Here is an 18474-nt window from a genome sequence, read left to right as displayed (position 1 = left end):
CGCGTGGGGGGGTGCCCTGTCGGGGGGGGGGGTGGCGGGGGGGGGGGTGCTCCCACCCCCCCCCGACTTCCTAAACCGTCTGTGTGTGTGTTTGCGCCCCGTCCACTCGGTGGGGGGGGGCCGGGTCGACCCCCCCCCCCGCCGGCGGCGCCCCGCGGACGTCAGATGAGCGCCTTCTGCTTCCGGATCCGGCGGCGCACGTCGCGCATCATCGTGTACGTGCCCGCGAACCGGATGAACTTCGGGATGAAGCGGTTCACGAAGCCGACGAACAGGAACAGGTGCTCGAAGCGCCGCTGATCCGACGCGCTCCATTCCACGCCCATCTCCGCGCGGAAATGCGGGGGCAGGAAGCCCGCGGTCAGGAACTGCAGCAGCCCGCCCCCGATCACCCGCATCGGCCAGTTGATCATCCGCAGATGCAGGAGATCGTCGATGTAGGCGCGGAATTCGTCGTCGCACACCACGCCCTTGCACGCCTCGAGCCAGTAGGCGTCGAAGTCGGCCCTGGTCTTGGGCCACATGTCGGGGTGCACCTGCAGGGTGGTGCCGAAGGTGTCGGCGCCCTGATAGAAGGCCTCCAGTTCCTCGGCCGACATCTTGCCGTGCAGCATCTGGTGCGTGTCCTCGAAGCCGATGTAGATGGCCGCGGCCACATACATCTGCAGATGGCGGTCGAAGGCGTTGTACTTCACCTTCGAGTCCGGCCGCGATCGCACCTGCCGGTGCGCGACATTGACCGCCTCCCGCATGGCCTTCTTGTCCTCGTCGGTGCCGAGGACGGCGGTCGCGAGGTAGGCGGCGGTGGTACGCAGCCGCTTCCACGGATGCACCATCAGCGCGCCGGATTCGACCTGGCTCTCCATCACGCCCGCCGCGACACCCTGGTGCGCGAATTGCATGGCCACATTCGCCGCCGCGCCGGCGAACATCCAGAAGTCCAGCGCGTCGGCCAGTTGCGCCGGCCGCTTGCGCGGGGAGCGGTAGGTGTCGGGGATGTGGATGCGGACCTGATCGAGGGTCAGCACCTTCTCGCCCCGCCCCGCGTCCTCGGACGGGCTCCGCGCGGATCGCCACTGTGGCGCGGGCCCCTCCTCGACGTATCCCGCACTGTCCGGATCCCCGTAGTCGGGTTCGCCGGGCCTCGTTGCCGTGGTCATCGCCATCCTTTCCCTGAGGTGCCAGCGCGCCCGGATCCCACCACTGCGAATCAACACCGGGAGCGGCCCTCTATCTGAGCTATGTTACCGCTCATTCTCGCGACTCATGCAGAGTTTCGACCAAAGGTTCGGCATCTAAGTTGGTGATGATTCACGACATGACGGTCCGACGGATCGGCCCTGTGCCTAGATGAGGTTTCGGCCCTTGGCCCGGCGCCTGCGCATGTCGGCGAGGTAGAAGTCGAAGGGCTGCATCCGCACCGACTCGGGCATCACCGCGACGAACCGGCCCGCGGTGCGCAGCGCCAGCTCGAACACCCGCTGCCTGCGCGGGCTCCAGGCCAGGCCGAGTTCGTCACGGAACCACTGCGGCAGGAACCCGGTGGTGAAGAACCGGTTCGCCCGGCCGAACAGCAGCCGGGTGTGCCTGCGGTACGGGCCGAGGCCGACGACCTGCTCGAGCAGGTAGGCCCGCACCTCGTCGTCGAAGGACAGCTCGCCGAGCATGGAGTCCCAGTACCGGGCGAACGCGGCGCGGTCGGCGGGCCACAGCTCCGCCGGCACCTGCAGCGTCGTCCCGAATCGCGCGGCGTCGCTGTACAACTCGTCGATGAAGTCCTCGTCGAGACCGCCGTTGAGCCAGGTCAGGGAGTCGAGAGTGCCACGGTACAGGCACGCGGCCACCCACAGCTGCAGCCTCGGGTCGAAGGCGTTGTAGCGCACGGGGCTGTCGGGTCCGGATCGGACCTGACGGTGCGCGGTGCCGACGGCGGCCCGATAGGCGGCCCGGTCCTCCTCGGTACCCGCCATGGCCACGGCGAGATAGGTGAGCGTGGTCCGGCCCCGCTTGAGCGGATGGGCGGTGAAGCTGCCGGACTCGACGACGCTCTCCACCACGCCACGCCCGACGGGGGGCAGGCTCAGCTGCATGATCACATTGGCCGGACCACCGAGCGCGGCGCCGAACCCCGTCAGATAGCGACGCCTGCGCGCCAGATCCGGGTCCATGACCGGCCGGCTCGCGGCCCGCTCCGTGCGCGCCGACGACCGACCTCGAAACACCGTTGTTGAGAGATTCACACATAAAGTCTCTCATTGTTTCTTTCCACACACAATGGCCCTCCGGTCAACAAGTTACCAATCATTCCCTCAGGTACCGCATCGCGATCGCGACCATCTAGCGTGCGACCTGCGCATTACCCGAACTAAGTTACCGTTGATTCTTTCAGGCGATAAGCTTGCTGCGAAGGTGAACGCACCGCTCCACCCTCGTCCGATCACTCCCACCCCCGGAGGTACCCGTGCCGTCCGCCCCCTCCGCGCCGACCGTCGTCGTTCGCGCCGTCGCCGACGCCCTCGCCGCCGTCGCCGTTCTGCTCCGGCGTGGCGCGATCGAGCTACGGCAACCGCTGGAACTGGTCCGCACGGCACGCGATGCCACCACGCTCGGTCCGGTGGTCACCACGCTGGCACACGCGACCCGCGGCACGCGCTCGGCCCCGGCGCTCATCGACGACCGTGGGCCGATCACCTTCGAGCAGCTCGATCACGCCTCCAACCGGCTGGCCAACGGCCTTGCCGCACAGGGCGTCACGACGGACACCGTGCTCGGCGCGCTGTGCCGCGACCATCGCGGTTTCGTGCTCGCCCTGCTCGCCGCGGGCAAGCTCGGCGCCCGCATCGTGCTGCTCGGCACCGACCTGGCCGGCGCGCGGCTGCGGACGGTACTCGAGCGCGAACACATCGACCTGCTGCTGGTCGACGCGGAGTTCGTCGACCGCTTCGACGACCTCCCACGCGCGGTGCCGATCATTCTCACCAGAGCCGGGGACACGAATCCGCGTGGCCTGCCGACCATCCACGGCATCGCGGCGTGGCGCTCGGCACTGCCACTGCCCGCTCCCGACGATCCCGGCGGCATCGTGGTCCTCACCAGCGGTACCACCGGGACGCCGAAAGGTGTACAGCGCGGCCGGGTTTCGCCCCTGCAGGCCGCCCAGTTCCTGGACCGGGTCCCGCTGCCGACCGCGGGCACGATCGTGCTCGCGGCGCCGCTGTTCCACGGCACCGGCCTGTCCCAGCTGATCCTGGGCTGGGCACTCGGCAACACCGTGGTGGTGCTGCCCGGCCGGTTCGACGCCCGCCGCACCATGGCCGCGGTCGCCGAGCATCGTGCCGACGCGGTGATCCTCACGCCGGGCATGCTGCGGCAGATCGTCGACCTGGGTCCGGCCGCGCGGGCCGAATACCCCACGGCCACACCGACGGTGATCCTCTCCGCCGGCGCGCCGCTCGCGCCGGACCTGTGCCACCGGACCGCGCTGCTGTTCGGGGACGTGCTCTACAACCTCTACGCCTCGACCGAGGTCGCCGTGGCGGCGGTCGCGACACCGGAGGACCTGCGCGCCGCGCCGGGCACGGTCGGTCGCCCGCCGGTCGGCTGCCACGTCGCCGTCTACGACCGGCACCGTCGCCGGATCACCACTCCCTGGGTGGTCGGGACCGTGTTCGTGTCCAGCGGACTCACCGTCGCCGGGCACACCGACGGCACCGGCTCCGAGGTCGTCGACGGCATGTACTCCAGCGGCGACCTCGGCCATGTCGACGGCGAGGGCCGGTTGTTCATCGACGGCCGCGTGGCGGGCGGTGATCGGCCATGACGCTGCCCGACGTCACGATCGAGCGGCCCGCGGCGGGTGCTCTGCTGCGCAGGCACCTCGGTGATCGCCGCTTCCTGTTGACACTGCCCCGCGCGGTCGGGCTCCAGGTCCTGCACCCGGCCATCGCGCCCGCCCTCGCCGAACACACCGCGACCCGGCTGTGGGATCACAAGAAGCGGGCGGTGCTGCAGATGATCCACCTGGCCTGCGCCGCGCACGACACCGCCGCCGCGATCCGCTTCGCGCACGAACACGTCAAGGGCACCGACGACCACGGACGCCGCTACCACGCGCTACACCCCGACACCTTCCTGTTCCAGCACGCGACCTATGTAGACGCCCTCATGACGGCGGCCGACCTGTTCGGGCCCGCGCTCACCGCCGAGACCAGAGCCGAGCTCTACAGCCAGTGTTGCCGGTGGTATCGCAGCTACGGGATCAGCGACCGCGGACTGCCTGCCGACTGGCCGGAATTCACCGAGTACTTCACCGAGACCTGCGCGAGCGTGCTCCGGACGACCCCGGCCGCGGCGACGCTCGGCCCGCAGGTCCTGCGCCCGGACGCGTGGATCGTCCGGCACCTGCCGAGCGCCGCGGTGCGGGCCATGCAGCATCCCCGGGCCGCCGAACTCTACGGGCTCACACCCCGCCCGGCGGACGCGGCCGCGTTGCGCGCGGTCGCCGCGCTCACCCGCGCCGGGGTCGCCACGGTGCCACGGTTGCGCACGGTCCCCCAGGCGCGGGCCTGAACCCTGACAAACCGGAGCTCAGAGCCGTTCGATGATGGTCGCGTTGGCCAGGCCGCCGGCCTCGCACATCGTCTGCAGCCCGTAGCGCCCACCGGTCTGCTCGAGGTGGTTGACCATCGTGGCGAGCAGCCGGGTGCCGGAGGCGCCGAGCGGGTGCCCGAGCGCGATCGCGCCACCACGCGGGTTCACCCGGTCCGGATCGGCGCCGAGTTCGTGCTGCCAGACCAGCGGCACCGGCGCGAACGCCTCGTTCACCTCGAAGGTGTCGATGTCGTCGACGGTCAGCGAGACACGCTCGAGCGCCTTGCGGGTCGCGGGCACGACCGCGGTCAGCATCAGCGTCGGATCGTCACCCATGACCGCGAAGGAGTGGAAGCGGGCGCGCGGGGTGAGCCCCAGCTTCGCCGCCGCCGCCTCGCTCATGATCAGGGCGGCCGAGGCGCCGTCGGTCAGCGGGGAGGAGTTGCCCGCGGTCACCGACCAGCCGATCTCCGGAAAACGCTCCCCCATCGCGGGATCGGTGAAGGCCGGGCGCAAGCCGGCCAGACCGTCGACCGTGGTGCCCGAGCGGATGGTCTCGTCGGCGGTGAGCTCACCGGCGGCCACCAGCTCGGCGTCGAACCCACCCGCCGCGGCCGTGGCGGCGGCCAGGCGGTGCGAGCGCGCGGCGAACTCGTCGAGGGTCGCGCGGTCCAGTTTCCAGCGCGCGGCGAGGATCTCCGCGGCGATGCCCTGCCCGATCAGGCCGTCGGGGTAGCGCGCGGCCAGCGGCGCGCGCAGCGAATCCTTGCCCTGGGTGTTGGAGAACATCGGCGCCCGGCTCATCGATTCCACACCGCACGCGATCGCGATGTCGTAGGCGCCGGCGAGCACGCCCTGGGCCGCGAAATGCACGGCCTGCTGGCTCGAGCCGCACTGCCGGTCGACCGTGGTGGCCGGGACCGATTCGGGGAAGCCCGCGGCCAGCACCGCGGTGCGGGAGATGTTGTTGGCCTGCTCGCCGCTCTGGGTGACGCAGCCGCCGATCACGTCGTCGACGAGCGCCGGATCGATGCCGGTGCGCTCGACGAGGGTGCTGAGCACCCCGGCCAGGAGGGTGGCGGGGTGCACCGACGACAATCCGCCGCCTGCCTTGCCCCGGCCCGAGGGCGTGCGAACCACATCGACGATGACTGCGGACATCATGTTCCTCCTGCGCGGCCGCCGGACCTCGGCGACTCCACCCATAAGTTACCGATGATTCTCACCGCCGACAACCAGCGGCCGGTTCGGGTCGCACGCTGTGGACAATCCGGTGAGCCTGAAATATGTTACCGGTAATTCTCGTCACAGTCGCGAGAATCTGTAGTAACTTAGCCGAGGTGCACGGCGCGGTTCCCCGCGGACGTACACAGAGCTGTCCCGAGATCACGGGGAGGATCACGGGACGTCAAGCGCCCTTCCCCAAGAATGCTCGGAAACATCATGCGACCGTCGACGACGTCGGCCACCCACCGCTTCGCCTGGACGGTCCCCGCAGGAAGGAACACCGGTACCGCCATGTTGCGACGGCTGGACAGGTTTCTCAGCTACGAGATGAAGGTGTCGGAGTTTCTCGGCACCCTCATCATCATCGGCATCCCCTACGCCCTCGTCGGTGGCGTCTGGACGCTCACCCACACAAGCCATCTCGGCGATCTGCACGGCGTCGACCTGGTGGTCTCGTTCCTCGGCTCGATCGTCTGCTGGCCCGTGCTCCTCTTCGCGAACGTGACGATGACCTGATGATGGCACTGGTCTGGGTCATCGATCTCGTGGTGATCGTCGTCAAGATCCTCGGCGGACGCACACAGGTCAATCCGGTACTCCGATTCGGTCTGTGGCTCGCCGTCCTCTGCGCCCTGGTCCTCGGCCTCGCGGCCGTCGCCGGTCTCGTCGCCCTGCTCCATCACTGGCTGAGCACGCTCTAGCCACCGAGCGCCCTCCCGAAGCAAGAAAGGATCGGTGCAGCGTGACGCCGCAACCGGCCACCGAACCGTCCGAAGTCGGACGGATCATCGACAGCGCCACCGGGCTCTGGCGACGACACCCCCAGCAGTCGGTCGAGACGCTGGGCCGACAGGTCCTGCTCGGCCGGACCGCGATCGTGCAGCTGGTCCTGTCGATCGTGCACCGGCGATTCCCGTTCCACGAGTTCGTCAAGCAGTGCGCGTTCATGGCCAATGTGTCGGCCCTGCCGACGGTGTTCGTGGCCATCCCGGTGGCGGTGGTGGTGTCGATCCAGGTCGGCGCGCTGGTCAACCAGGTCGGCGCCACCACCTTCATCGGCGCGGTAGCGGGCCTCGGCATCATCCGCCAGGGCGCGCCCCTGGTCACCTCGCTGATGATCGCCGGCGCGGTGGGCTCCGCCATCTGCGCCGATCTCGGTTCGCGGACCATTCGCGAGGAGATCGACGCGATGAAGGTGATGGGCGTCGACCCGGTGCGCCGGCTGGTCGCGCCGCGACTGGCGGCGGCGGTGCTGGTCAGCATGCTGCTGTGCGGATTCATCGTCTTCGTCGGCTTCGCCACCGCCTACATGTTCAACGTCTACGCCCAGCACGGCACGCCCGGTTCGTTCATCAGCTCCTTCGCCTCGTTCGCGGTCGCCAACGATCTGATGGTCGCGCTGTTCAAGGCGGCGATCTTCGGTGCGCTCACCGCGATCATCGCCTGCGACATCGGTTTGCACACCAAGGGCGGGCCGGGCGGCGTGGCGAACGCGGTGAACTCGGCGGTGGTCAGTTCCGCGCTGATGCTGTTCGCCACCAACATCATCGTCACGCAGCTCTACAACAGCTTCTTCCCCTCGAAGGTGGTCTGAGATGGCGGCCGAATACACCCCGCCCACCCTGCGCCCGGTGCGCGTGGTCGGCGCCGCGGCCAAGATCCCGGTGCAGGCCAACCAGCGCCTCGGGCATCAGGCGATCGTGTTCTTCCAGACCCTGCTCGCGATTCCGTTCACGCTGCGGCACTACCGCAAGGAGGTCGCCCGGCTGGTCGCCGACGTCGGCTGGGGCAACGGCTCGCTGATCGTCGGCGGCGGCACGGTCGGCGTGGTGGTCGTGCTGTGTGCCTTCGGGGGCATCACCGTGGGCGTCGAGTCCTACACGGCGCTGAACCTGCTGACGATGGGACCGCTCACCGGCGCCATCTCCGGCTTCGCCACCACCAGGGAGATCGCGCCGATCCTGGGCACGCTCGCCTTCGCCATCCAGTCCGGCTGCCGCTTCACCGCCCAGCTCGGCTCGATGCGGATCTCCGAGGAGATCGACGCGCTGGAATCCATCGCCATCCGGCCGCTGCCCTACCTGATCACCACCAGGATGCTCGCGGCCACCATCACCATCATCCCGCTCTACACGCTGGGTCTGGCGGTGGCCTACGTGGCGACCAAGCTGTCGGTGCTGTTCCTCGGCGGCACCACCGCGGGCACCTACGACCACTACTTCTTCCAGTTCCTGGTGGGCGGGGACGTGTTCTTCTCCCTGGGCAAAGTCGTGGTGTTCGTGCTGATCGCCGCGTTCATCCAGTGCTACTACGGTTTCGTGGCCACCGGCGGGCCCGAAGGTGTCGGGGTGGCCGCCGGGCGGGCCATCAAGATGGTCATCGTCGTGATGGTCTTCACCAATCTCTTTCTCACCCTTGCTATCTGGGGCATCGACCCCGGATTCCGGATCTCGGGATAGGTCGATCGAATGATTCTCGATCTCAGCGGCCGCGGCCCCAAACCCCTGCAGCTCACGCTCGCGGGGCTGGCGGTGATCACCGCCTTCGCGGTCGCGCTGTATCTGCTCGCCCTGCGCTACAACGGCGAATTCGAAGACACCGTGGTGGTGGGCGCCGACCTCACCAGCACCGGCGACGGGCTACCCCAGCGCGCCGACGTGAAGTTTCGCGGCATGGTGGTGGGCGCGGTCGGCTCGGTGGAGATGGTGGCGAAAGGCGAACGTCAGCGCGCCACTCTCGAGCTGAAACCAGGTCTGGCCGAGACGATCCCGGACACGGTGACCGCCCGGGTCGTCCCGGACAACATCTTCGGTGTCTCCTCCATCCAGCTGGTCGACAACGGCGCGGCCGCCTCGACGCTGCGCGCGGGCGCCACCATCGCCGAGGACACCAGCGAGGCGACGGTCCAGCTGCAGTCCACCCTCAACACCCTGCGCGAGGTGCTGTCCACCATCCAGCCCGAGAAACTCGGCCGGGTGCTGGCCACGCTGTCGGCCGCGCTGGAGCCGGGCGCGCGCGTGCCCGGCTCGACCATCGAGCGACTCGACACCTGGCTCACCACCGTGCACCAGATTCCCGAGATCGGCGGTCTGCTGGGCAATCTCGGCCGCGCGGCGACCGCGCTGAGTCAGTCGGCGCCCGAACTGGTCGGGGTGCTGGCCGATTCGGTCACCTCGGCGCGCACGCTCAACGAGCACCGCGCCCAGCTCGTCGAGCTGCTCGTGCAGGGCAACACGACGGTGGACTCGGTGAACGCGCTCTTCGCCGCGAACCCCGATTCCGGCAAGGAGCTCGTCGCCGGACTCGACGTGCTGATCGGTGGCATCGCCAAGGACCCGGGGGCCCTGCAGGCCACCGCGGCCAACCTCAACACCTCTTTCCGCAAGCTGCAGCAGACCTTCAACTTCGGTCCGCGCAAACAGATGACCTGGCGCATGGACGTCACGTTCACCCCGTTCCAGCAGTACACGGCGCAGGACTGCCCGCGCTACGGCGAGCTGGCGGGCCCCCGCTGCGGTGGCCCGACCGTGCCCGAAGTCGCACCGCCGCAGGAATACCCGGCCTCGATGCTGCCGGGCTGGCTCGAGTCCGCCGGACCGAAGCCGGTGGTGGAGATCCCCGGCCTGCCCCAGCTGCCGGGCATCGGCCTGCCCGCCGTTCCCGGCCTGCCCGCGATCCCAGGTCTGCCCGCGATCCCCGGGCTGCCCGCCATTCCGGGGATCACCGCACCGGCCGCGGCGACCGACCCCGCGCCGGCCGCCACCCCGGCGGGGCACCCCCGGCTGACCGGCATCGCCGCGGTGTCGGCGCTGGTCGGCGGTGAGCCGACCTTCAGCCAGCTGCTGCTGCTCGGTTCGATCCTGGGCGACATTCCGGTCGTCCCCGACACAGAAGGTGGTGTCACCCGGTGAAATACACCAAACCGCTGATCGGCTTCAGCTTCTTCGTCGTCCTGGCCACGGTGCTCACCTACACCATCTGGTCGACGTTGCAGCGTGAGGTCCCCGGCAACACCACCAGCTACTCGGCGGTGTTCAGCGATGTCCTCGGTCTGCGCGTCGGCGACGACGTCCGCATGGCCGGGGTGCGGGTCGGCCGGATCGACAAGATCGACTTCACCGACGACTACACCGCCCAGGTGGACTTCCAGATCGAAGCCCGCCAGCAGCTGACCGACACCACCAAGGCCCTGGTGCGCTACCAGAACCTGATCGGTCAGCGCTATCTCGCGCTGGCGCCGGGCACCGAGGCGGGGACGGTGCTCGCCGCGGGGGCGCAGATCCCGATCGACCGGACCGAGCCGTCGTTCGACGTCTCCTCGTTGCTGTCCGGATTCGAGCCGTTGTTCAGTGTGCTGCAGCCCGATCAGATCAACTCGCTCTCGGAGACGCTCATCCAGGCGTTGCAGGGCAACGAGGTGTCGCTGTCGGCGCTGATCACCCAGGCCGCGCAGCTGGCCAGCACCTTCGGCGAGCGTGATCAGATCCTCGGCGACGTCCTGAGCAATCTCAGCTCGGTGATGGCGGGCCTGGCCAACCGCAGTGGCGAACTGGAAACCCTGATCACCCAGACCCGCAGCCTGATGGACGGGCTCTACGCCGAAGGCGAATCGCTGAAGAGCTCGGTCGAACGGGTCTCCGGGGCGACCGACTCGCTGGTCTCGCTGATCGGGCAGGTCAAGCCCGGTATGGCCACCGCTCAGCAGAACGCGACCACGGCCGTGATGATGCTGCTCTACAACGGCGCGGCACTCGACCGCATGGCAGTCGAATTCCCCGACTTCCTCAACGGCGTGGCCCGCTTCACCCAGTACGGCACCTACGGCAACGCCTACATCTGTGGCCTCGACGTGTCGCTGTGGGGCGTTCTCCTTCCCGAGGGCCTGTTCTCGCAGGTCGGCGGCAACTCCCATTCAGAGGTGTGTCGATGATCAAACCTCGCGTTCCCGATTTCCTGCTGTACAACCGGCACCTGCGACTCGGTCTGATCGCGGCCGCGTCGGTGCTGGTGCTGCTCGGCGCGTCGAGTCTGCTCACGCAGATCCGGCTCGGCGACATCACCATTCATGCCGAGTTCGCCCAGGCCGCCGGTCTGCAGCAGGGCGCCACCGTCGACATCGCCGGCATCGAGGTCGGTGAGGTCCAGTCGGTGAAGCTCGTCAACGACAAGGTCGACGTCGCGCTGCGGATCCGCCACGACATCCGGCTCGGCGCCGACGCGAGCGCCGCGATCAAGATGTCGACCATTCTCGGCCGCCTGCACGTGGAGCTGAAGCCGGGCGACGGAAAGGGCCTGCCCGGCAAGCGGATAACACTCGACCGGACGTCGGTGCCGTACAACCTGAGCAAGGTCATCCAGGATCAGAAGTACACGTCCTCGTTCGAGCGCATCGAACGCATCGATCCGAACAAGCTGCGCACCGCGCTCGACGTGTTCAGCGCCCAGCTCGGCGACTCCCCCGCCATGGCGGTGCAGGCCCTCGACAGCATCGGCGCGCTGGCCCAGGTGATCAACAGCCGACGCGACGAGGTCGACACGCTGCTGAAGAGCATGGACCAGGTCTCCCAGCTCGTCGCCGACAACCGCAACAGTGTGCTCGTGCTGCTGACCAGGGGCGAGGCGATCGGCGCCGCAGTGCAGCAGCGCCAGACCCTGCTCACCCAGCTGCTCGACAACGTCGCGGAGATGTCGAAGTTGCTGCAGGACATGGGCATCGAGAACAACGGCGAGCTCGGCCCGCTGATCGCCAACCTCAACACGATGACCGACGGGTTGACCAAGAACAAGGAGAACCTGGACCGGCTCTACGAGATCACCCCGGTCACGTTGCGCCAGTTCAACAATCTGCTGGGCAACGGACCCTACGGCGAGATCTGGGCGCCGTGGATCCTGCCGGACAACTGGCTGTGCTTCGCGCAAGCCGTACAGGGGTGCAACTAATGAGCACGGGTACCACTCGCACGGGCAAACTGGCCGCGCTCTGCCTCGCCGCGCTGTTGGCGGCGGGATGCGCGCTGCTGCCCGACAGCGTCACCGGAGCCGGTGACCGCATGCTGAGCCAGCAGAAGCGCATCAGCGCCGATTTCGAGAACGTGGCCGGGCTGTACCCGGGCAACGAGGTCTCGATCCTCGGTGTGCCGGTCGGTGTCGTCGACTCGGTGACACCGCGCGGCAGCTACGTGGAGGTGGTGATGTCGGTCGATCGCGACGTACGCATCCCCGCCGACGCGATGGCGGCACTGATCTCGCCGCAGCTGATCACCAACCGCCACGTCGAACTCGCCCCCGCCTACACCGGGTCGGGCCCCGAACTCGCCGACGGCGCGCACATTCCGCTGGCACGCACCAGGACACCGGTCGAACTCGACCGCATCCTGGCCAATTTCGATCAGCTCGGTGAGGCGCTCAAAGGCGACAGCGAGCAGGGCCCGATGGCGAGCCGGGTGCTGTTCCCCCTGCTCGACGGCAACGGCGACCGGCTGCGCGAAACTCTGGACCAGCTCTCGGCGGCCTTCGAGGTGACCTTCGCCAACAAGGACCAGATCGCGAACACGATCGTGCGCCTGAGCGAGATCACCCAGATCATCGCCGAGAACGACCAGACGGTCCGGGATTTCAGCGGGCGCATCACCGAACTGATCGCGCTGTTCGGTCAGCAGTCCCCCGGCCTGCAGGCGGTGCTGACCCAGCTCGACGACTTCATCACCAATACCGCCTCCGTCGTCGGCCAGAACGAGGATCAGCTCGCCGGCGCGCTCACCAAGTTCGTCGCGATCGCCGCCCAGATGCGGGCCAACGCGCGCTCCCTCACCGAGATCGTCGATGTCGGCCCGCTGATGTTCCAGAACTTCGACAACGCGATCAGCCGGGAACACCAGGCCCTGCGCCTGCACGGCCTGCTCGACAAGATCGTGCTGGACAGCGAGGTGATCGCGACGTTCTGTGAGCGTGTGCAGATGCGGCTGGACGGGTGTCGCACCGGCAAGATCTCCGACATGGGCCCCGATTTCGGGCTCACCGCCGCGCTGTTGGGACTGACGAAATGACCCTTCGCACCACGCTGGCCGCGGCGTTCTGCGCGGCCGCGGTCGCCGCGTCCGCCAGTGGCTGCTCGATGACCGTGGCCGAGCTGCCGATGCCCGAACCCGGCATCGGCGGGCCCGGCTACACCCTGCACGCCACCTTCCGCGACGCGCTCAACCTGCCCGACCGGGCACACGTCAAGATCGGCGGCACCGATATCGGTGTGGTCACCGGCATTTCGACCACCTCGTTCCTCGCCGATGTGGAGATGCTGATCCGCGAGGACATCCAGCTGCCGGAGGGCACCACCGTCGAACTCCGGCAGGCGACTCCGCTGGGCGACATCTTCGTGGCGGTCACCCTGCCCAGCGCCCAGGAGGCGGGGCCGCCGCTGCGCGAGGGCGCGCGGATCGGGCCCGAGCGCACCGGCTCGGCCGCCTCGGTGGAGCAGCTGATGATGTCGGTGTCGATGCTGATCAACGGCGGCGGGCTCAATCAGGCGGCCCGCGTCACGTCCGAGCTCAACTCCATCTTCGCGGGCAAGGCACCGCAGCTCCAGCACCTGATCGGCGAGATGACCTCGGTGATCGCCGCGCTCAACGCACGTACCGGCGATCTCGACGCCACACTGCACGGATTGTCGGTCCTCACCGGCGAATTGGCCCGACGCAAGGCCGAACTCGGCGCCGCCGCCGACAGCTTCCCGCAGCTGATCGGCTTGTTCGCGGAGAACAACCAGGCCATGGTCGACCTGATCAACAAGGTCGCGGTCACCATGGACGCGCTCGGCGACTTCAGCCGGACCAACGGTCCGCAGTTCGTCAGCCTGTTCCAGAGCATCCAGAACCTGATGAACGGGTTCGTCCAGATGGGCGACGATCTCACCGGTGCCCTCGACGGCTTCCACTCGATCTATCCGCAGGTGATGGCCAGCATGGAAGGGCCGAATCTCTCGGTCGGGGCGATTCTGTCCTACCTCGACATCGGCGCGATCACCGATCCGGCTGGCAGTCGCTGGCCCGACGGTACCGACATTCCCGCGTTCGTCGGCAGCATCACCGATGTGATCGCCAAGGTGACCGGCCGCCTCAACAGCACCCCGCAGCAGCCGCCGCAGGAGGGACCCCGATGAATTCACCGTTGTGGCAGTGGCTGGTCCGCCGCCGCGTCGCGGTCGCCAATGTCGGCCTGATCGTGGTCATGGTGCTGGGCAGCCTGTACCTGGGCGGTGCGGTCCTGCGGATCGACCCGACCAGCGCGCGGTTCGCCGTCACCGTGGAACTGGCCACCTCCGGCGGTCTCACCGCGGGCAGTGACGTGACCTTCCGCGGCGTGCGGGTCGGCCGGGTCGACGAGGTCCGGGTCGACGAAGTCGGCATCACCGCGGTGGCCGCGATCGACGAGGGGACACTGATCCCGCTGGGCGGTACGGTCGCCGTCGCCCGGCTCTCGGCGGCGGGTGAGCAGTATCTGGACTTCCGGCCCGAGACCGACACCGGACCGTATCTGGGCGACGGCTCGGTCATCGCCCGCGCCGACACCGCCGTGCCGGTGCAGGTGCAGTCGGTGCTGGGCAATATGGCCGGCCTGGTCGGCGGCATGAATCCCGAGCGCCTCAATGTCATCGTCGACGAGCTGGACAAGGCACTGGCCGGTGGGCCGGATGCCTTGCGCAACATGATCTCCGGGCTCAGCCGCGCGATGGCCGGTCTCACCGACCTGCTGCCGCAGACCGAACACCTGCTGCGCAATCTCGAGGTCATCGCCGAGACGACCTCGCACGCCCAGCCGGACCTCGGCACCATCACCGGCGCGGGTAGCGCGCTGTTCCAGCAGTTCACCGCCGCCGACGCGGAGCTGCGGCACCTGCTCGAACAGGGCCCCGGCCAGCTCGCCACCCTCGGCGGGTTCATCTCACGCACCCACGATCCGATCACCGACCTGGTGGCGAACTTCGTGGCGATCACCCGGGCGGCCAAACTGCGCCAGCCCGCCCTGGAGCTGCTGTTCCCCACACTGAGCCGCTTCGCCGAGGCGGTCGGGGTCCCGGCCCACGACAACGCCTTCTTCACCCTGGTCGACCCGTGGCCGCGACCGACCTGCGACTACGACACCGTCCCGATCGTGCCGACCAACGCCACCACCGACACCCGGGTGCGGCTCTACAACTACTGCGTCACCGACAATCCCGCGCTGCAGGTCCGCGGCTCGGCCAACGCACCGCGACCCGCCGGTCCCGACAACGGCGCGGGCCCGCCGCCGGGTGTGACAGGCAACGAACTGTCCCGGCCCGCGGTACCCGCACCCCGATAAGGAGTCACGATGAGCAACGACGAAACCACCGACACCACTGGCGCATCCGAGACCGCGGCGCCGACCGCCGACAAGCCGGCCGCGACCCGCAAGTGGTGGGCGGTCGACCGCAGGACCCTCGGTCTGCGCGGCGCCGCGGCGATCGTGCTCGGCGCCGCGGTGGCCACGTCGGTGTACTTCTTCGTGGAGAGCAAGAGCAGCGAAGACCTGCTGGCGGCCCACGAGGAAGCCCGGGTGGCCGCCTGCCGTTACGGTCCGGTGCTCGCCGACTACGACAGCAAGAACCTCGACACCTATTTCCGAACCGTGCTCGACGGCGCGACCGGCGACTGGAAGAAGCAGTTCGAATCCACCAGCGCCGAACTGCGTGACGCGCTCACCCAGGGCGAGGTGGTGTCGAAATCCACCGACACCCAGTGCGCGCTGCGCTCCGGCGACGAGACGGCGGCCGAGGCCATCGTGGTGATCGGGACGACCATCTCGAGCCTCGGCACCGAGCACAAGGCCAAGCCCGGCCAGCTGTCGATGGTGCTCAGCTTGCGCAACGACGACGGCCGCTGGCTGGTCGAGAAGGTGAACTCCCCACTACCGACGGCGCCCGCCCAGTGACCGAACCCTCCTCGACCTCGGCCGCGCGCCCCCGCCAGGTCCGGCGCAGGCCGAAGAACCGGCGGGCACAGATCGCGGCCGAGTCGGCGGCGGCGTTCGGCGCGCACGGCTACCACGGCGTGAGCATGGACGACATCGCCCGCAGGCTCGACATCAGCTCGACCGCGCTCTACCGCCACTTCCCGAGCAAGTACGCGCTGTTCCGGGAGGAACTGCTGCGCCTGTCCGGTCTGGCGCTGCACGCGGTCGAGCTGCCCCCGGAGGCGGCCGCCTGGTCTGCGCGGGCACGCCTGGATCATGTGCTCGACGCGATCGTCGTGCTGACCATCGGCAACCGGCCGACGGCCGCGCTGGCCCGCTGGGAACGCCGCTACCTGGAGCCCGACGATTTCGCCGAGTTCACCGCGCAGTTCACCGCCGCGATCGCCGCTGTCCGCGCGCTCATCCGCGAGGTACGCCCCGAACTCGACGGCTACGACCGTGTGGTCCGCGCCGTGTCGCTGTTCGCGGTGATCAGCAGCATCGGCGATCATCACACGGCGATGTCGGCGAAAACCCTCGCCCCGCTGCTGAAGGCGACCGCGTGGGCGATGGTCGACGCGGACCCGGTCGACAGGCGCGCGCCGGAGCTCATGCGCAGGGCCGCGGGTCGAGCGCAGCCGTTCAAACACGAACTGCTGCTGCGCAGGGCCGTCGAGCTGTTCCACGAGCACGGCTACCCGAACGTGAGCATGGAGGACATCGCCACCGCCGCCGATCTCTCGGCCGCCTCGGCGGTGTACCGCTACTACCGCAGCAAGAGCGACCTGCTCGCCGCGGCGTTCCGGCGCGCGGCCGACCGGGTGTCCGGTGCCATCCTGCCCGCGGTGAGCGCCGCGGCATCGCCCGCCGAGGCGCTGGCCACGCTGATCGATCTCTATGTCACCGGCTCCTTCGACGAACGGGCGCTGACCTTCGTCTACTACGCCGAGTTCAGCCACGTCGACCAGGCCGACCAGGTGACGTTGCGCCACCGCCAGCAGCTCATCGTGACCGAGTGGGCCACGCTGGTGACCGAGGCCAGACCGGAGCTGTCGCTCGGCGAGGCCAAGATCCTCGTGCACGCGGCGTTCAGCCTTGTAGTCGACCTCGGCCGCACCTTCGGCGACGATGGGATCTGCCCGCCCGAACTGGTGATCGGGCTCCTCCAGATCATCACCCTCGGCGGACCACTCCCCCGCTGACGCCCGTCGCCCGGACCAGGGAGGCCGGCACCGCGTCGTGACCGAATCCGGTGCACGGCGCCCACCCGCTCAGGCGATAGCATGGCGGGCAAGATCATCGGGAACGTGCGGTCCCGCGAGGAACAAAGGGCGAGACGACGAGCAAGCAGGCAGACGAAGCACCTTCGGCGGCGCCGGAACGCCCGATCCGGCGCAGGCCGAAGAATCGGCGTGCCCAGATCGCGGCCGAGGCGGCGGCCGCGTTCGGCGCGCACGGCTACCACGGCGTGAGCATGGACGACATCGCCAAGCGGCTCGACATCAGCTCCACCGCCCTCTACCGGCACTTCCCCAGCAAGTACGCGCTGTTCCGCGAGGAATTGCTGCGCCTGTCCGGTCTGGCGCTGAGCGCGACCGAGCTGCCCGACGAGGCCGCCGACTGGACCGCGCGACAGCGCGTCGAGCACGTCCTCGACGCGATCATCAGCCTGACGATCGCCAACCGGCCCACCGCCGCCCTGGTGCGCTGGGAACGCCGCTACCTAGAGCCCGCCGATTTCGACGAGCTCACCGCGCAGTTCACCGCGGCCATCGCCGCGCTGCGCACCCGCATCGGCGAGGTCCGCCCCGAACTGGACCGGCGCGATCTCGCCATCCGCGCGGTCTCGATCTTCGCGGTGGTCAGCAGCATCGGCGACCACCACGCGACGGTCCCGGCGAAAGCGCTCGCCCCGCTGCTCACCGCCATGAGCTGGGCACTGATCGACGCGGACCTGACCCACCCGGACATCGCGGCGCCGAGCGCTCCCGCCAAGGAGCAGTACCAGCCGCTCAAGCACGACCTGCTGTTACGCCGGGCCGTGGAGCTGTTCCACGAGCGCGGCTACCCGAACGTGAGCATGGAGGACATCGCCACCGCCGCCGATCTGTCGGCCGCCTCGGCGGTGTACCGCTACTACCGCAGCAAGAGCGACCTGCTGGTGGCCGCGTTCCGGCGCGCGGCCGATCGGGTGTCGGGCGCGATCGCCCCCGCGATCGCCGCGGCCGACAGCCCCGCCACGGCGCTGCGCACCCTCATCCGGCTCTATGTCGCCGGATCGTTCGACGAACGCGCGCTGACCTTCGTCTACTACGCGGACTTCGGTCACGTCGACCGGGCCGATCAGGTGACGCTGCGGCATCTGCAGCAGCTCATCATCGCCGAGTGGGCCAAGCTGGTCGTCGCGGCGCGCCCGGAGCTCTCGCTCGGCGAGGCCAGGATCCTGGTACACGCCGCGTTCAGTCTCGTGGTCGATCTCGGTCGCGCGTTCGAAGACCGGATCTGCCCGCAGGACACCGTGATCCAACTGCTGGAGACGATTCTGCTGGGGCGGCCCGCAAGCGCGGGCTGACCCGACGTGGGGGGGGGGGGGGGGGGGCGGCGGGCCGGGCCCCCCCCCCCCCCCCCGCGCCCCCCGCCGGCGGGGGGGGGGGGGGGGGGGGGGGGGGGGGGGGGCGCGCCGGGGGGGGG

Annotated in this window: 18 protein-coding genes; 15 read left to right on the top strand and 3 right to left on the bottom strand. The window is 69.2% G+C overall.

All coding sequences use genetic code 11. The features are described from left to right. Nucleotides 1-161: 161 nt before the first annotated feature. Both QH270_RS13455 and QH270_RS13450 read right to left on the bottom strand, forming a co-directional pair. Nucleotides 162-1160, bottom strand: coding sequence for an oxygenase MpaB family protein (locus tag QH270_RS13455; protein ID WP_280341583.1), 999 nt, complete (start codon nucleotides 1158-1160; stop codon nucleotides 162-164). A gap of 186 nt (nucleotides 1161-1346) precedes the next feature. Further along, nucleotides 1347-2168 (bottom strand): oxygenase MpaB family protein, encoded by an 822-nt coding sequence (locus QH270_RS13450; RefSeq protein ID WP_280341582.1) that lies wholly within the window; start codon nucleotides 2166-2168, stop codon nucleotides 1347-1349. Nucleotides 2169-2461: 293 nt separating this feature from the next. On the opposite strand from QH270_RS13450, the gene QH270_RS13445 reads away from it, so the two are divergent. Further along, entirely contained in the window at nucleotides 2462-3820 is a 1359-nt protein-coding gene (locus QH270_RS13445; protein WP_280341581.1) for an AMP-binding protein, read from the top strand. Beyond that, entirely contained in the window at nucleotides 3817-4569 is a 753-nt protein-coding gene (locus QH270_RS13440) for an oxygenase MpaB family protein (protein WP_280341580.1), read from the top strand. The genes QH270_RS13445 and QH270_RS13440 overlap by 4 nt, the downstream gene beginning before the upstream one ends. An 18-nt stretch (nucleotides 4570-4587) precedes the next feature. On the opposite strand, the gene QH270_RS13435 is transcribed toward QH270_RS13440, so the two are convergent. After that, complete coding sequence (locus tag QH270_RS13435; protein WP_280341579.1) at nucleotides 4588-5754, bottom strand: thiolase family protein; 1167 nt, start codon at nucleotides 5752-5754, stop codon at nucleotides 4588-4590. A gap of 354 nt (nucleotides 5755-6108) precedes the next feature. Between QH270_RS13435 and QH270_RS13430 the strand changes: the two genes are divergently transcribed. The 13 genes from QH270_RS13430 (at nucleotide 6109) to QH270_RS13370 (ending at nucleotide 18355) form a co-directional block, all read left to right on the top strand. Further along, complete coding sequence (locus QH270_RS13430; protein ID WP_110038543.1) at nucleotides 6109-6333, top strand: hypothetical protein; 225 nt, start codon at nucleotides 6109-6111, stop codon at nucleotides 6331-6333. Further along, nucleotides 6333-6518 carry a hypothetical protein gene (locus QH270_RS13425; RefSeq protein WP_280341578.1) on the top strand — a complete coding sequence of 62 codons (186 nt, stop codon included), beginning with the start codon at nucleotides 6333-6335 and terminating at the stop codon, nucleotides 6516-6518. The genes QH270_RS13430 and QH270_RS13425 overlap by 1 nt, the downstream gene beginning before the upstream one ends. A gap of 41 nt (nucleotides 6519-6559) precedes the next feature. Further along, the gene (locus QH270_RS13420) at nucleotides 6560-7411 is read left to right on the top strand and encodes an MlaE family ABC transporter permease (RefSeq protein WP_432420356.1); all 852 of its coding nucleotides are present in this window, start codon (nucleotides 6560-6562) and stop codon (nucleotides 7409-7411) included. Between the two features lies 1 nt (nucleotide 7412). Then, nucleotides 7413-8276: an ABC transporter permease gene (locus tag QH270_RS13415; protein ID WP_280341576.1), complete on the top strand. Its 864-nt coding sequence runs from the start codon at nucleotides 7413-7415 to the stop codon at nucleotides 8274-8276. A 9-nt stretch (nucleotides 8277-8285) separates the two neighbouring features. Next, nucleotides 8286-9728 (top strand): MCE family protein, encoded by a 1443-nt coding sequence (locus tag QH270_RS13410; protein ID WP_280341574.1) that lies wholly within the window; start codon nucleotides 8286-8288, stop codon nucleotides 9726-9728. After that, the gene (locus QH270_RS13405; RefSeq protein ID WP_280341569.1) at nucleotides 9725-10747 is read left to right on the top strand and encodes an MlaD family protein; all 1023 of its coding nucleotides are present in this window, start codon (nucleotides 9725-9727) and stop codon (nucleotides 10745-10747) included. The genes QH270_RS13410 and QH270_RS13405 overlap by 4 nt, the downstream gene beginning before the upstream one ends. After that, the gene (locus QH270_RS13400) at nucleotides 10744-11757 is read left to right on the top strand and encodes an MCE family protein (protein WP_280341568.1); all 1014 of its coding nucleotides are present in this window, start codon (nucleotides 10744-10746) and stop codon (nucleotides 11755-11757) included. Before QH270_RS13405 ends, QH270_RS13400 begins: the two co-directional genes overlap by 4 nt. Beyond that, nucleotides 11757-12863 (top strand): MCE family protein, encoded by a 1107-nt coding sequence (locus QH270_RS13395; protein WP_280341567.1) that lies wholly within the window; start codon nucleotides 11757-11759, stop codon nucleotides 12861-12863. Before QH270_RS13400 ends, QH270_RS13395 begins: the two co-directional genes overlap by 1 nt. Beyond that, nucleotides 12860-13972, top strand: coding sequence for an MCE family protein (locus QH270_RS13390; protein ID WP_280341566.1), 1113 nt, complete (start codon nucleotides 12860-12862; stop codon nucleotides 13970-13972). Before QH270_RS13395 ends, QH270_RS13390 begins: the two co-directional genes overlap by 4 nt. Next, nucleotides 13969-15153, top strand: coding sequence for an MCE family protein (locus tag QH270_RS13385; RefSeq protein WP_280341565.1), 1185 nt, complete (start codon nucleotides 13969-13971; stop codon nucleotides 15151-15153). The genes QH270_RS13390 and QH270_RS13385 overlap by 4 nt, the downstream gene beginning before the upstream one ends. A 9-nt stretch (nucleotides 15154-15162) precedes the next feature. Continuing rightward, nucleotides 15163-15762, top strand: coding sequence for a hypothetical protein (locus tag QH270_RS13380; RefSeq protein ID WP_280341563.1), 600 nt, complete (start codon nucleotides 15163-15165; stop codon nucleotides 15760-15762). Beyond that, nucleotides 15759-16985, top strand: coding sequence for a TetR/AcrR family transcriptional regulator (locus QH270_RS13375; protein WP_280341561.1), 1227 nt, complete (start codon nucleotides 15759-15761; stop codon nucleotides 16983-16985). Before QH270_RS13380 ends, QH270_RS13375 begins: the two co-directional genes overlap by 4 nt. A 185-nt stretch (nucleotides 16986-17170) precedes the next feature. Continuing rightward, nucleotides 17171-18355 (top strand): TetR/AcrR family transcriptional regulator, encoded by a 1185-nt coding sequence (locus tag QH270_RS13370; RefSeq protein ID WP_280341584.1) that lies wholly within the window; start codon nucleotides 17171-17173, stop codon nucleotides 18353-18355. Nucleotides 18356-18474 lie beyond the last annotated feature (119 nt).

Origin of the sequence: Nocardia neocaledoniensis (assembly GCF_029868625.1) — a bacterium.
Lineage (GTDB): Bacteria > Actinomycetota > Actinomycetes > Mycobacteriales > Mycobacteriaceae > Nocardia > Nocardia neocaledoniensis_A.
The sequence above is the reverse complement of the archived record's forward strand: the minus strand, read 5'-3'. Positions and strand labels throughout refer to the sequence as shown.

What these genes read in the sequence shown, in the direction of transcription:
- QH270_RS13435 (WP_280341579.1), bottom strand. Translation starts at nt 5,754, where the DNA reads ATGATGTCCGCAGTCATCGTCGATGTGGTTCGCACGCCCTCGGGCCGG.
- QH270_RS13430 (WP_110038543.1), top strand. Translation starts at nt 6,109, where the DNA reads ATGTTGCGACGGCTGGACAGGTTTCTCAGCTACGAGATGAAGGTGTCG.
- QH270_RS13415 (WP_280341576.1), top strand. Translation starts at nt 7,413, where the DNA reads ATGGCGGCCGAATACACCCCGCCCACCCTGCGCCCGGTGCGCGTGGTC.
- QH270_RS13455 (WP_280341583.1), bottom strand. Translation starts at nt 1,160, where the DNA reads ATGACCACGGCAACGAGGCCCGGCGAACCCGACTACGGGGATCCGGAC.
- QH270_RS13395 (WP_280341567.1), top strand. Translation starts at nt 11,757, where the DNA reads ATGAGCACGGGTACCACTCGCACGGGCAAACTGGCCGCGCTCTGCCTC.
- QH270_RS13385 (WP_280341565.1), top strand. Translation starts at nt 13,969, where the DNA reads ATGAATTCACCGTTGTGGCAGTGGCTGGTCCGCCGCCGCGTCGCGGTC.
- QH270_RS13400 (WP_280341568.1), top strand. Translation starts at nt 10,744, where the DNA reads ATGATCAAACCTCGCGTTCCCGATTTCCTGCTGTACAACCGGCACCTG.
- QH270_RS13440 (WP_280341580.1), top strand. Translation starts at nt 3,817, where the DNA reads ATGACGCTGCCCGACGTCACGATCGAGCGGCCCGCGGCGGGTGCTCTG.
- QH270_RS13390 (WP_280341566.1), top strand. Translation starts at nt 12,860, where the DNA reads ATGACCCTTCGCACCACGCTGGCCGCGGCGTTCTGCGCGGCCGCGGTC.
- QH270_RS13450 (WP_280341582.1), bottom strand. Translation starts at nt 2,168, where the DNA reads ATGGACCCGGATCTGGCGCGCAGGCGTCGCTATCTGACGGGGTTCGGC.
- QH270_RS13380 (WP_280341563.1), top strand. Translation starts at nt 15,163, where the DNA reads ATGAGCAACGACGAAACCACCGACACCACTGGCGCATCCGAGACCGCG.
- QH270_RS13410 (WP_280341574.1), top strand. Translation starts at nt 8,286, where the DNA reads ATGATTCTCGATCTCAGCGGCCGCGGCCCCAAACCCCTGCAGCTCACG.
- QH270_RS13425 (WP_280341578.1), top strand. Translation starts at nt 6,333, where the DNA reads ATGATGGCACTGGTCTGGGTCATCGATCTCGTGGTGATCGTCGTCAAG.